The sequence below is a fragment of the Candidatus Schekmanbacteria bacterium RIFCSPLOWO2_02_FULL_38_14 genome, assembly GCA_001790855.1.
Lineage (GTDB): Bacteria > Schekmanbacteria > GWA2-38-11 > GWA2-38-11 > GWA2-38-11 > 2-02-FULL-38-14-A.
Genome location: MGDH01000024.1, coordinates 68,385 through 80,944, shown reverse-complemented (window position 1 = coordinate 80,944; position 12,560 = coordinate 68,385). Strand labels below are relative to the sequence as shown.

Below are 12,560 nucleotides of genomic sequence, written 5' to 3'. Positions count from 1 at the left end.
AAAAACCTTTAAAGCCCTTTAAGATAAAAAAGAAATACATTCCTCCAAAGAACCATCCATGGAGGAAATGTCCTGTATTACAAAAACAGGACATTTCTACTTTGGCAAAAACAGGACATTTCTAAATTGGCTTGACAAGTAATCACTTTATTATTGACAAATAAATCAAACTCAATATAGTTGAACTCAAGAAATAGCACAAGAATTAACCTCTCGATTTTCTCTTTTTTTCATGAGGAGAAAAGGTGGAACACTTCTCACAACAAACAAAATCTCATTTCTTTAAAAAATTTAAATTCTTATTTTTTATCTTCATTTTTGTTTTCGCAAATATTTTCCTTTGCCCGGCATCACTAAAAATATGTTCACACATTTCTTAATTTTTAATCTTTTTGTTTATCGTTGCAGGTAAAAAAAGGAGGAAGCCCCTATGGAGATTTTTAAAATCACTAAGAGATTGGATAGAGATGTTATATTTATCAAGAAAGGTTATTTCTGGGTAAGAACATTATCTGTCGGGTTATTGTTATTTTTTATGCTTATAGGATGTACAACTATCGTACCTAAATCCGAATTGGAATATAGTCCTATATATTCAAATCCATCATTGGTTAAGAATAAATCTATGATGATAAAAGTAGGTAAAATTCAAGATATCAGAGAGGTCAATAAGGAAGAAAAGGATAAGGCTTATATAGGTAAAGAGGTTGCTGATACAGGTTGGACTGCTAACAAATATTTTCTTGAAAAGAATGTTGATGATTTTTTTCGTGAAGTACTCAATAAAGAACTGATTAAAGCTGGTATACAACCTGTGGAATCTGATAAGGATGAAGTATCTTTATTCCTTGATTGTAAAATTAAAGATTTTTGGGTTAGAGCTGGTTACTTTACAAGCACCTTAAAATCAACGGTTGTTATTGAAATGAAATTAAGCAATCAAAATGGAAATGAGCTTTTACTATCTGAAGGGAAGGGAGAACATAGTGCCTTTTTTAGAGGAGGAGATGTTAAAAAAGATATGACAGAATCTTTAAGAAAATCATTTCAAGAGGCTTTGGAGGATTGCTTAATAAAATTATATATGTTCCTTGCTACCACTTAAATTACATTAATAGTGAATACTATTAGAATAAAAAATAACAATTTTTGAAAGGGGGTAATTATATGAGTGTTTTTAAAATAAGTTCTAAATTTTTGTTCTTTTTATTTATAATTATCTCATGTATTGGATGCATGAGTTTTAATTACAAACCAGATTTAAGTTTGGGTTTAAGCTCTGAAACTATACAAGCAAAAGTGCAGATAGAGGAATTCATTGATGAAACACCTCAAGGAGATCATTCAAAAAAAATAGGTGGTACATCTTGTACCTCTGCAGATACTCTTGAAGGATCATTAACAGTAGGCATAACTAATGCTGTAATGAAAGCTTTTTATGAGAGTCAAGTTTTTGATATAATAACAAGGAGAATTGATAATCCAGACTTAATTCTACGAGGTAAAATCCATAGATTTTATGGAAAAGCAGGTCCTAATGCTCTATTTTGGTGTACAATTCCTATTGACCCGATCTGGTTATTTGGTGTGCCAGTGCTTTCAAATGAAGGAGAAGTAGATATAGAAATTTCCCTTTTTTCTCCAAAAAGAGAATTGATAAGCAGTTACAGGCAGATGACAGAATTTTCCGGGCTTTATACTATGTATAATAATCCAACATTTGGAATAGGAACTCAATTAAATAATGCATTTAATAAAGTTATAAGTGAAATCAGAGATAAAATATTATTAGATAAAAACAAGTTGGAAAGATCTAACTAAATCCTTGGAGGTAGTGTTCATGACTCCTGTAGAGGGTGGTTAGCTTAATATATTTATGATGAGTTTTCTCTTGAGAACATCTAAATGATTCCTTCTTCTACAAAGACCAGAAATGTGCATATGTAATTGTCAAGGCTATTCAAAATATGAAAAGTTAAATTAATAATTTTCAACAACCTCCCCTTTTTCTGAAAAGCTTGACAGCAAACTTTTTCAATAATATTATATTTCTTATTATAGAATAAATTTAAAAGTAAATGTTATGCGCGAAGGAGTAAGAAAATGACAAAACTATTGGAAAAGGCATTCAAAAGAGCATCTAAACTGCCTGATTTGGAACAAAACACTCTCGCGAAGTGGTTACTTGATGAACTTGAATCTGACAGAGAATGGGATAATAAATTCGCTGATTCGGAGGATATCCTCAGTCGGCTTGCAGATGAAGCATTAGAAACACACAGAAAAGGAAAAACCAAACAATTGGATTTGAAACGACTGTGAATTCCAAGACTTCAGACGAGTTTTGGAAGCATTACGCAAACTTGCCTGTTGAAATCAAGAAACAGGCACGACAGGCATTTCATCGCTTTGTAAATAACCCTTATCATCCAGGCTTGCACTTCAAAAGAATTCATTCAACACGTCCTATATTTTCTGTTAGAATATCAAGAAATTATCGTGCCGTCGGTATTACTCACGATAATGAGATAGTATGGTTTTGGATAGGATCTCATAATGAGTACGATAAGTTGATTAAAACAATGAGAAACGCATAACGACAAGCGAGATTAGATGCTCCCTAAAATCTTTGCTTATTTTAATTACTTGAGTGGAAATAGGGGACGTTGTTGAAAAAGAACACTTTACAATTGCTGTGAGGTTGGACAACCGGAAGTTAGATTAATGATTTGGCTTGAAGATAACTTTTGACTTCTTTTATAAACTTTTCTGTTTTTTCTAAAAAAGGCTCAACCTGTTCAGAAGTAAGTTCAACATATTCTTTATAGTCTCCACGCTGTCTTATTTCAAAGGCAGTATTTATTGCTTCGCCCATTTCCGTGGTAAATATTCCGTCTTTAATAAATCTAACGTTGAAGTAAGAAAGCACTCCACTATGTTTGGAAGATGAATATGGTTCAAATATTAGAAGTGCAAGTACTGCATAGAACATTGAGTAATAGATTCTGTTTATTACCGCTCTTGGACTCTTCTTGCCATTAAGAAGAAACTCCGCTTCATCAAAAGTTTCTTCAGCCTGTTTCAAACGGTATAATGCCAATTCTTTTTTTTTCTCTTCAATAGTCAAATAGTTATTCCTTCTCTTTCGATAGCCTTGTACAAGGGTGACTGGTCCATTGGCCCTTCTTCCAATTCTTTTTTCCCAAAAATCACTGCTGTTATGAAACAATCATTTTTTAAGTTAATACTGAATATGATTTTGTCTATTTCAGATTCAATAACAAAGGAAATCTCTGGCAACTTAATCATCACATCAATATCTGAATCAGGGCTATCTTCTCCTCTTGCTTTTGACCCAAAGATTCTGAAATCGAGAAGCCCATAACGCTCCTGCAATTTTTTTTTTAACTCCAAAAGTGCAGACTTTTCGTTTTCTTTAATTGGCATTTGTTTTGATTAAAAATTATATTTTTATATTACTATAAATCATATTTTTATACAAGTACTTAAAAAATACACCTTGACCAATTTTTAAAGTTCTGGGTAAATATAATCTAATTAAAAACTACAGACGGGAATGGGAGACATCTATGAAAAGAGCTGTCAACAAGAAATATATAAAAGAACAAAAATTATAAAATACGTCTATTCGTGTTTTAACACATTATATAGATTCAGTTAGGGTTCCTCAATCGTTGGTCGGTGTTTTTGCTCAGGTAAGTAAGACTGAATGCTTCCGGAACTTTTCATCATGTGATGATGAGAGGACAGACAGTTTATTCAAAGTCATGAATTGGGTATATCTGCAAGAAGAGATAGCAAGGCATTTGCAGAGTATACTTATGTAATTGTCAAGGCTATTCAAAATATGAAAAGTGAAAGTGATAATCTTCAACAACCTTCCCTTTTTCCTTTTTTTACTGTTATTTTTTCTATTGCATTAGTTTTAATATCTCTTCTTTCCCAATTTTGGAGCAAAGCAGAAGGGCAAACAGTTAAATCATCTATACCCTGGAATTCTGTGAATGATTTTACATATCAACTGCAGGATATAAACCTTAATACCATAGAAAAGACAAAATTTGATTTAGTCATAATAGATTACTCAAGAGATGGTAGTGAATCTGGGAGATTCACTGCTGAGGAAATTGAGGCATTAAAGAATAGCGCTAATGGTCTAAAACTTGTGCTTGCATATGTGAGTATTGGAGAGGCAGAAGATTATAGATGGTACTGGAAGAAAAGCTGGGATGTAGATAAAAATGGTATTCCTGATAAAGGAGCTCCTTCGTGGCTTGGCCTGTCTAATCCTAACTGGCCCGGAAACTATAAGGTCAAATACTGGAAACCTGAATGGCAGGCAATAGTCTTTGGGTTACCAACAAGTTATCTTGATAAAATTATTGAGGCAGGTTTTGATGGAGTTTATCTTGATATTATAGATGCCTATGAATACTGGGGTCCTGACGGAGACAGCGGCAAGGATAGAAAAACAGCAGAGGATGAGATGGTTGACTTTGTTGTTAAGATTTCAGAATACGCAAGGAGTAAAAACTCTGACTTTGGTATATTCCCGCAAAATGGTGCCCCATTAGGGAAACATGAAGAATATCTTAATGCAGTAACTGGAATAGGACAAGAAGATATTTATTATGGTTATAATAGTGATGGGGAAAAAACGCTTAAGAAAATTACAAAGGAATTAGAAGGATACCTTAATGTTTTTAAAAATGCAGGAAAGCTCGTATTAACCATTGATTACCCTTTTTCATGCTCTGAAAATAAACCTTGCTTTAATAAAAAATCTAAGAAGAAAATAAATAATACTTATAAAAAATCCAGAGAGAATGGTTATATTCCGTACTGTACTGTTAGAAACCTGAACTACCTGACAATTAATCCAGACAATCAACCTGATTAGGTAATTTTTCTCTCAAAATAGGGGGACGTCAGACTATGCGAAAACCCCACTTTTTGAACTTTTGTGGTTTCTTGCTTATTGATTTTGTTGACTCACATTTTTGAAAATCGACTTTTCACACACTCTGACGTCCCCCTTTTTAAAAACAATAAAACAACATTGGTCGGCGTGATAAGATGGTATAACAGCAAGGGAAGCAATGGCATATTGGAAGGACTCAACAGTTTGGTACAGGCAGCAAAGGCAAGAGGCTATAGAACATTCAAAAATCTCAAGATAATAATCTATATGCTTACAGGAAAGTTGGACTATAGTAAAGTTGGGTTACCCACTTGAAACGAGAAAGAACCAAAAATGTAAATTGGAATTTTAAACTTCCAATTGTTGATTTTTTTACCAAAACTGCCACGATTGGGTTGAAAGCACATAGATTCCCAAAATAAGATTTGCAACTCCATGGGCAATGATGCAAGAAAATAAATCTTTCCTGTAATAGAGCAAGCTATTATAGACTGCGCCTGCTATTATCCCGACAAGCCATTCATTGTGCTCCGAAGCAAATAGAAGAGTTGTTATTATGAAAGAAGACCATGTAAATTTTCCAAGTGGCACGCTTTTAAAGTCAGGGTTAATTATATACCTTATGAGAAAAGACCTCCAGAAAAGCTCTTCAAATATGGGAACAACCAATGAAGTTCCCGCAAGTCTGAAAAAGATTAGAAAATATGCCAGTTCTTTGCTCTCGAATTTGTAGGGATTAAAACTTGAATGGCTGAGCTTTGGATAAAGTCCTTCAGGAAGAACCCATATTGCAAAAACAATTATCCCTACTATTACAGGGATAAAAGAAAAATTGAATTTTATTTCCTCATAGTTTTTCCAGTAGTAAAATAAAAGAAAAGCAGTTATGATTGTTTTAATTGGGTAAATTATATAGGGACCATTATCAAACCGGTTGCCAATAGATGTTAGAACAAGAAAAACTGCAAAAGGCAGAAAATAGGGAGTGTATTGAAGCAAACCCTGTTTTTGAATTTCATTCGCCATTGTTACCTTTCCCTGCTATCGAGGATTATTGTGACTGGACCGTCATTGTGAATTTCAACAACCATTGATGCCCCAAATTCTCCGGTTTCAACCTTTGAACCTGTTTGTCTTAAAAGGGAAATGAAATTTTCATATAGAGGTATTGCTTTTTCAGGTCTTGCAGCTTCGATAAAACTTGGTCTTCTTCCCTTTCTGCAGTCAGCAATAAGGGTGAATTGAGAGACTACAAGGAAATCTCCCTTTATGTCAAGACACGACAGATTCATCTTTCCCTGTGAATCTTCAAAAATACGCAGGTTAGCAATTTTTTCTGAAAGGTATTTTACATCCTCCTCTGTATCAGTTTCTGATATACCAAGAAGTATGGCAAATCCTTTTTCTATTGTTCCGAAAATTTTCCCTTCGATGATTACAGAGGCTTTTTTAACGCGTTGTACTACTGCTTTCAAATCTTTAAAACCCTAATCTGTTTCTTTTCAAGCTGACCCCAGAAGTTTTTTAATGAATGCTTCCCGTTTCTTTAAACTCTCGAAAAAGTTACTGCTTTATTTTGCCTGCAAGTTGTTTTCCTATTTCAGTTACTTTCTGGTGGTCATCCGGTGTTGGTGGCCCATTTATCTCGTGTGTTCCAACTACTTCAATTTTGGTAGGACCAAGAATCTCAAGCGCCTGTTTAATTGCCACCCCTCCCCAGCCGTAAGAGCTGAGTATTGCGCCATATTTTAAAGGCGGCTTCAAAGCCTTTACAAGGAGCGCTCCATACATTGCAACCGGGTGCATTCCTCCAAGTACTGTAGGTGAGCCAAGGACAATTGCACGTGAATCAACAAGGTCTGCTGCAAGATTTCCCAAATCCGCAATTGCGAGGTTATAAATTTTTACGTCAATGCTTTCAGATAGCAGTGTTTCTGAAATAGTTTTTATCATTCTTTCTGTGGAATTCCACATGCTCACGTAAGCAAGAACTGCTTTTTCTTTTGTTTCTCCAACAGTCCATTTGCGATAGACTTCAAGAATCCTTTCGGGGTTTCTGTAAACAGGACCGTGGCTTGGTGCAATCATTTTAATCCCAATGTTTTCTATTTTGTCAATGGCTTTTTTTCCCATATTCTTATAGGGCATCATTATTTCCCCAAAGTATCCCTTTGCGTATGAAAGTATTTCATCCACATCGCTGTCATAAAGCCCTGCGGCAGTATGGGCTCCAAAAAAATCACAGGGGAATAGAACTCCGGTTTCTACAAGATATGTGAACATTGTTTCTGGCCAGTGAAGCCATGGGGCATCAAAGAATTTGAGAGTTTTCCCTCCAAGATCTATGGTATCATTATCTTTTACTTTCTTTATCCTTTCCTCAGGAACCTTATAGTAAACATCAGCCATCTTTGCGCCTTTTTCAGATGTAATGAGTGTGGCGTTACTCATTTCCATTATGAGTGGAATTGCATTGGAATGGTCTGGTTCAGCATGGTTCATTATGAGATAGTTTATGTTTTTTATGTCTGTAATCTGTGAGAGTTTTTCTGTGAACTCCTTTTCAAACCCGGGATTTACAGTATCAATAAGGGCGATTTTTTCTTTCCCTTTTACAAGATAAGAATTATAAGATGTTCCTTGGTGAAGCTGTATAAGCGAGTCAAAGATTTTGCGGTTCCAGTCCTTTGAACCAACCCAGTACACACCCTCAGAAATTTCCGGCACATTATGTTTACTCATCTTTATACCTCCAATATGTTTCCTTAAGCATTTCCCACTAACACATAAAAATTTTTTAGCAACAAACTATTATATTGTAATATAAAAAAGGAATTCTTTTGTAAAGGTAGATTTAAGCAGGCTCTCTTTGCATTTTCAAGACAGAGTGGGTTTCCCTGATCCCACTCTGTCTCCGATTTCTTCTTATTATCATTTCTCCAAAATTCTCTCTGCCTCTTCTCTGTAAGCGTCCATCACATAGGGGATTCCGGTAACTTTTGAAGCTTCTTCTGTTAGGGACATAAGGTCATTACGCGAGATTGTTGAAAGTCTGAAGTTTCTGCTTCCAGCCATTAACTGCTGAAGTCCGACTTTTATCTTCTGGGAGAATGTATACACGCTTACTGCACCAAGGGGTATGTTCTTTATATCCTTTCCGAAGTCCTCTCGCAGCTCTTCATAACACTCAAAGATTTCTTCTATTGTTGTTCCATACTTTGAAACTGTTTTAGGCAGGTTATTTTCTTTTAACCAATTCTCAATATTTTTTCCCACCATTCCGGGTATCATTAAAGCCCTTCCCATGCAAACTGCTTTTACATAGGGACTACCCATTGCAATTGCCTTGAATACACCGTCCTCTGTAGAAAATCCTCCCGCTATAGCAATATCCGGAACCATGATTCTTTTTTTTGTCAGCTTTTCACAGAATTCGTAAGCAAGCGCCTGTAAATAGATTGTTGGTATTCCCCACTCGTTCATCATGGGCCATGGGCTCATTCCTGTGCCACCAGGAGCACCATCTATGGTAATAAGGTCTAATTTTGCCTCTGCTCCGTAGCGTAGTGCCATGGCAAGTTCTACTGAAGAATAGGCTCCTGTTTTAAGTGTAATTCTCTTAAACCCGAGATTTCGAAGCCGTTTTACTTCCTTTAGAAATGAATCCTTGGTAACAAACCCAAGCCTTGAATGCCGTTCAAACTCTCTGATTTCTCTCTCTTCATATGCTTTTTGAACGTCATGGTGTGAAGGGTCAGGAATAACAATATATCCCCTTTTTTTTAGTTCAAGAGCTCTTTCTATTGTCTTAACTTTTATTTCTCCGCCAATACATTTAGCACCCTGTCCCCATTTCAACTCGATAGTATCCAGATGATGTTTTTTCAATACATATTCTGCTACACCAAATCTTGTGTCTTCTACATTCATCTGTACAAGTATTTCCCCATAACCTCTGTGAAACTGTTTATAAGTTTCTATTCTACGATCCATCTCAGGAGACTTTTTCACCTTCCCCTTTTTATCTAATTCAAGTTCAGGGTCTACACCGCATACATTCTCACCACAAACGAGAGTAATTCCTGAGATAGCTGCACCCACTGCAAAATGCTCCCAGTTTTTCCTTGCTATTTCTGTAGAGCCCAATGCCCCTGTAAAAACAGGCAAGCGCATTTTAATCTTTTTCTTCTGCCCATACTCTGTTTCAGTGTCAACTTTTGGAAAGATTGCTGTATCAGGGCTGGGCTTAACTCCTTTTGGCAAACCTTTTGCCCCTACAGCATACCCCTGAATATTCAGATGAGAATAATCTACAGGATAATTTTTGTCTGCTCCTGCAGTAATTACCCCGAATGGACCAGGATAAATAAGTTCACGACCCCTGAATGAAGCCATGAATATTTCACAACCACCGGTACAGCCATCGTGGCACGCTGTACAGATTCCGGACATCGGCACAACATTTCTTGAACGATTAAAAGTTCCGGTTGCCTCGTTAGCATTTGGTCTTCTAAGGTTTGTCATAATTTTTCCTCCCCTTTCTTTCTAGAACCATTTCTTTTTTCTAAAATAGAACAGCATAAAAACTACAACAGCAGACATAAGAAATAGAATTAAAGGATATCCCCATTTCCATTCAAGCTCAGGCATATACTTGAAATTCATTCCATATAATCCTACTATGAAGGTAAGAGGAATAAATATAGTAGCTATTATTGTCAAAACCTTCATTATTTCATTCATCTTGTTGCTGATGCTTGAGAGGTAGATATCGAGCATTCCAGCAAGCATATCACGAAAAGTCTCTATTGTGTCAATCACATGGATTGTATGGTCATAAATGTCCCTGAGATATATCCGTGTGGATTCGTTAATCAGCAATGATTCTCCTCTTTCTAAGCCACTTATTACTTCCCTTAAAGGCCAAATAGATTTACGCAGGAAAATCATCTCTCTTTTTAAATTATTGATAATTTGCAAAGTTTTCTGTGTTGGGTTTGCTATTAACTCTTCTTCAATAAGTTCTATTTTTTCTCCAAGTTTTTCAAGAATTATGAAATAGCTATCTATGATTGCATCTAATAAAGAATAGGCAAGGTAATCACTGCTCATTTTCCTTATTCTACCTTTCCCGTTTCTTATTCTTTCTCTGATTGCGTTAAAAACATCTCCCTCAATTCCTTCCTGAAATGAGATGACAAAGTTTTTTCCTATAACCAGACTTATCTGTTCAGTTGCAATTTCATTATTTTTATCTTCAAAAATCATTTTGAGTACTACGTATATATAATCACCGAAGTCTTCTATTTTTGGGCGCTGGTCTGTATTGAGGATGTCTTCAAGCATGAGAGAGTGAAATCCATAGCACTTTTCAAGAGCTTCCAGGTTCTCAATTTTATGAAGTCCTTCTATATCTATCCATGTAGTAGTAGGTTTGTCTTTGAATATAAAACATTCCTCTATGGTTTTTATTTCCTTTTCCTGAAAACTTTCTTCATTGTAGTCTATTACTTTAATTTTGACTTCATCGCTCTTTTTCTCGCCAATATGTATAAGAGTTCCTGGAAGGAGTCCTGATTTTTTTGATCTTTTTTTAATAAACTTTGGCATACTTAATTTCTTATCATGTTAGCTAATAAAGTCAAAATAATTTTTATTGTAGAAATATAAGATAGTGCTATACTTTTTAAAATAGTGAGTAGTAAGTAACAATATGTAGACGGAGATATGAAATGCCCCACTCGATTACGCGAAGAGCCTAAAAAAAATAAAATCTTTGTAATCAAAATTTCCAGAATTGCCTTGAAATAATTGGTTTGCAGTGTTATCAAAAAGGATTATGTCTTGAGGATTAAAAATAAAGTTGAGGGCTCAAAGTACAAAACTTAAAAAAATATGACTCAGAAAACATCTTTTCATATTCTCCTTTTCGTTCTGACCGTCGTTTCAACATTGTTTATGGGGTCTTATTTTGAGGGTGGTGACCCAATAAAAGACCCATGGCAGATTTTTCTGGGCTTTCCTTATTCATTTACACTCCTTGCAATTCTTGGAGCTCACGAAACAGGTCATTACCTTGTATGCCGCAGATATGGTGTTCCTGCGACATTGCCATATTTTATTCCAGCGCCTCCTCCTTTCATTCTTGGAACCTTTGGCGCAGTCATAAAAATCAAGTCAAGGCTGCCTCACCGTAAAGCCCTTTTTGACATAGGAATAGCAGGGCCTTTATCAGGACTTGCCATTGCGATTCCTGCCTGTTTTTTGGGACTTATGTTTTCAGAAATCAAACCAATTGGAACCAGTGCAGAAGGGTTGAGGCTTGGCGATTCCATTATTTTTAAATTGATAAGCTACCTTGCTTTGGGGTCTGTTCCGGCAAACCAGGACATAGTACTAAACTCTATAGCTTTTGCAGGATGGTTTGGGATTCTTGTTACCTCTTTTAATCTGCTCCCAATAGGACAGCTTGACGGAGGGCACATTATCTATGCAATTATTGGCGAAAAAGCTGAAACTCTTGGAAAGGTGCTGCTCGGGGTCCTTCTGGTGTTAGGATATTTCTGGCCCGGATGGTTTTTCTGGGCAATACTTCTTGTTATTCTTGGGTTCAGGCACCCACCCCCAGTCTACGATTTCATTCCTCTTGATAAAAAAAGAAAACTGATTGGAGCTTTAATGCTTTTAATTTTTGCACTAACATTTATTCCTGTGCCGATTTCTCTTGAGTAAGGATGTGAAATTTAATGAAAGTATCTCTTTATATCCCCTGTTATAATGTTCAGTGTTTTATAAAAGGTTGCATTGAAGCAGTAATGAAGCAGACCTATAAAGTTGATGAAATCCTGATAATAGATGACGGATGCAAAGATGAGACTGTTGCTACTGCGTCAAAATATCCTGTAAGAATCATCAGCCATGAAAGAAACAGGGGGCTTTCCGCGGTAAGAAACACTGCATTTAAAAATGCCTCAGGTGATCTTGTTGCCTCTCTTGATGTAGACTGTGTCCCTGAGCCTGAATGGCTTGAAAAGATGATGCAGGAGTTCAGTGATGAGAGGGTTGGAGGGGTTGGAGGAAAACTGCTTGAGAGATACTGTGAAAAGCCTGCAGATAAATGGCGTTCGCTCAATATGCCTCAGTACTGGGGCGACAGGGTTATAGAAAATCCGGAATTTCTCTTTGGCAGCAACAATGTGTTCAGGAAATCTGCAGTAGCTGATGTTGGCTATTACAATAAAAAATGCGGTAACAACGGTGAGGATTATGACATATCACAGAGGCTAAAAGAAAAGGGATATTTGTTAATCTACCAGCCGGAAGCAGTGGCGTATCATCTGAGAAGGGACAAGATTTTTTCTCTATACCGTACACACTGGAACTGGTACAGGGGGTGGCATACCCCTTCTAATCTGAGCAATATTCTTTTCAGGTTCAGGCATAATTTCAGGACTTCAAGGAACAGAATCTTTGAGGATATAAGAACAAAATCATACAACATAATCCCTATAGATATTTTTCTCACTCCCTATGAATTTTTCCGTGATTTGGGATTTTGGATTAGGTCCGGCAACCGCAAGCCTTAGCTTGCGTCTGTAAAGTCCGCAGTAAATATAGT

Annotated in this window: 14 protein-coding genes; 7 read left to right on the top strand and 7 right to left on the bottom strand. The window is 36.1% G+C overall.

Features of this window, described 5'->3' with window-relative positions; genetic code table 11:
• The first annotated feature begins 430 nt into the window (after positions 1-430).
• From A3H37_10395 to A3H37_10380, 4 genes are all read left to right on the top strand, one after another.
• The gene (locus A3H37_10395) at positions 431-1,105 is read left to right on the top strand and encodes a hypothetical protein (protein ID OGL49504.1); all 675 of its coding nucleotides are present in this window, start codon (positions 431-433) and stop codon (positions 1,103-1,105) included.
• Between the two features lie 62 nt (positions 1,106-1,167).
• Positions 1,168-1,821 (top strand): hypothetical protein, encoded by a 654-nt coding sequence (locus tag A3H37_10390; GenBank protein OGL49503.1) that lies wholly within the window; start codon positions 1,168-1,170, stop codon positions 1,819-1,821.
• Positions 1,822-2,103: 282 nt separating this feature from the next.
• On the top strand, positions 2,104-2,322 hold the full coding sequence (locus A3H37_10385) for a hypothetical protein (GenBank protein ID OGL49502.1): 219 nt from the start codon (positions 2,104-2,106) through the stop codon (positions 2,320-2,322).
• Complete coding sequence (locus A3H37_10380; GenBank protein OGL49501.1) at positions 2,319-2,597, top strand: hypothetical protein; 279 nt, start codon at positions 2,319-2,321, stop codon at positions 2,595-2,597. The genes A3H37_10385 and A3H37_10380 overlap by 4 nt, the downstream gene beginning before the upstream one ends.
• A 119-nt stretch (positions 2,598-2,716) precedes the next feature.
• On the opposite strand, the gene A3H37_10375 is transcribed toward A3H37_10380, so the two are convergent.
• Entirely contained in the window at positions 2,717-3,121 is a 405-nt protein-coding gene (locus A3H37_10375) for a hypothetical protein (protein ID OGL49509.1), read from the bottom strand.
• Between the two features lie 2 nt (positions 3,122-3,123).
• The gene (locus tag A3H37_10370; GenBank protein ID OGL49500.1) at positions 3,124-3,447 is read right to left on the bottom strand and encodes a hypothetical protein; all 324 of its coding nucleotides are present in this window, start codon (positions 3,445-3,447) and stop codon (positions 3,124-3,126) included.
• A 346-nt stretch (positions 3,448-3,793) separates the two neighbouring features.
• Between A3H37_10370 and A3H37_10365 the strand changes: the two genes are divergently transcribed.
• Positions 3,794-4,921, top strand: coding sequence for a hypothetical protein (locus A3H37_10365; GenBank protein OGL49499.1), 1,128 nt, complete (start codon positions 3,794-3,796; stop codon positions 4,919-4,921).
• 393 nt (positions 4,922-5,314) lie between these two features.
• On the opposite strand, the gene A3H37_10360 is transcribed toward A3H37_10365, so the two are convergent.
• The 5 genes from A3H37_10360 to A3H37_10340 all read right to left on the bottom strand — a co-directional run bounded on the left by A3H37_10360 (position 5,315) and on the right by A3H37_10340 (position 10,552).
• Positions 5,315-5,968, bottom strand: coding sequence for a CAAX prenyl protease-related protein (locus tag A3H37_10360; protein OGL49498.1), 654 nt, complete (start codon positions 5,966-5,968; stop codon positions 5,315-5,317).
• Positions 5,969-5,970: 2 nt separating this feature from the next.
• Positions 5,971-6,417: a D-tyrosyl-tRNA(Tyr) deacylase gene (locus A3H37_10355; protein ID OGL49497.1), complete on the bottom strand. Its 447-nt coding sequence runs from the start codon at positions 6,415-6,417 to the stop codon at positions 5,971-5,973.
• An 88-nt stretch (positions 6,418-6,505) separates the two neighbouring features.
• A complete protein-coding gene (locus tag A3H37_10350; protein ID OGL49496.1) occupies positions 6,506-7,684 on the bottom strand; it encodes an MBL fold hydrolase in 1,179 nt (392 codons plus the stop codon).
• A 189-nt stretch (positions 7,685-7,873) separates the two neighbouring features.
• Positions 7,874-9,466 carry a glutamate synthase gene (locus tag A3H37_10345; GenBank protein OGL49495.1) on the bottom strand — a complete coding sequence of 531 codons (1,593 nt, stop codon included), beginning with the start codon at positions 9,464-9,466 and terminating at the stop codon, positions 7,874-7,876.
• Positions 9,467-9,487: 21 nt separating this feature from the next.
• Positions 9,488-10,552, bottom strand: coding sequence for a magnesium and cobalt transport protein CorA (locus tag A3H37_10340; protein ID OGL49494.1), 1,065 nt, complete (start codon positions 10,550-10,552; stop codon positions 9,488-9,490).
• 285 nt (positions 10,553-10,837) lie between these two features.
• Between A3H37_10340 and A3H37_10335 the strand changes: the two genes are divergently transcribed.
• Positions 10,838-11,674, top strand: coding sequence for a hypothetical protein (locus A3H37_10335; protein ID OGL49493.1), 837 nt, complete (start codon positions 10,838-10,840; stop codon positions 11,672-11,674).
• Between the two features lie 14 nt (positions 11,675-11,688).
• Positions 11,689-12,528 carry a hypothetical protein gene (locus A3H37_10330; GenBank protein OGL49492.1) on the top strand — a complete coding sequence of 280 codons (840 nt, stop codon included), beginning with the start codon at positions 11,689-11,691 and terminating at the stop codon, positions 12,526-12,528.
• The last annotated feature ends 32 nt before the right edge of the window (positions 12,529-12,560 follow it).

What these genes read in the sequence shown, in the direction of transcription:
- A3H37_10395 (OGL49504.1), top strand. Translation starts at nt 431, where the DNA reads ATGGAGATTTTTAAAATCACTAAGAGATTGGATAGAGATGTTATATTT.
- A3H37_10390 (OGL49503.1), top strand. Translation starts at nt 1,168, where the DNA reads ATGAGTGTTTTTAAAATAAGTTCTAAATTTTTGTTCTTTTTATTTATA.
- A3H37_10385 (OGL49502.1), top strand. Translation starts at nt 2,104, where the DNA reads ATGACAAAACTATTGGAAAAGGCATTCAAAAGAGCATCTAAACTGCCT.
- A3H37_10370 (OGL49500.1), bottom strand. Translation starts at nt 3,447, where the DNA reads ATGCCAATTAAAGAAAACGAAAAGTCTGCACTTTTGGAGTTAAAAAAA.
- A3H37_10360 (OGL49498.1), bottom strand. Translation starts at nt 5,968, where the DNA reads ATGGCGAATGAAATTCAAAAACAGGGTTTGCTTCAATACACTCCCTAT.
- A3H37_10350 (OGL49496.1), bottom strand. Translation starts at nt 7,684, where the DNA reads ATGAGTAAACATAATGTGCCGGAAATTTCTGAGGGTGTGTACTGGGTT.
- A3H37_10345 (OGL49495.1), bottom strand. Translation starts at nt 9,466, where the DNA reads ATGACAAACCTTAGAAGACCAAATGCTAACGAGGCAACCGGAACTTTT.
- A3H37_10340 (OGL49494.1), bottom strand. Translation starts at nt 10,552, where the DNA reads ATGCCAAAGTTTATTAAAAAAAGATCAAAAAAATCAGGACTCCTTCCA.
- A3H37_10335 (OGL49493.1), top strand. Translation starts at nt 10,838, where the DNA reads ATGACTCAGAAAACATCTTTTCATATTCTCCTTTTCGTTCTGACCGTC.
- A3H37_10330 (OGL49492.1), top strand. Translation starts at nt 11,689, where the DNA reads ATGAAAGTATCTCTTTATATCCCCTGTTATAATGTTCAGTGTTTTATA.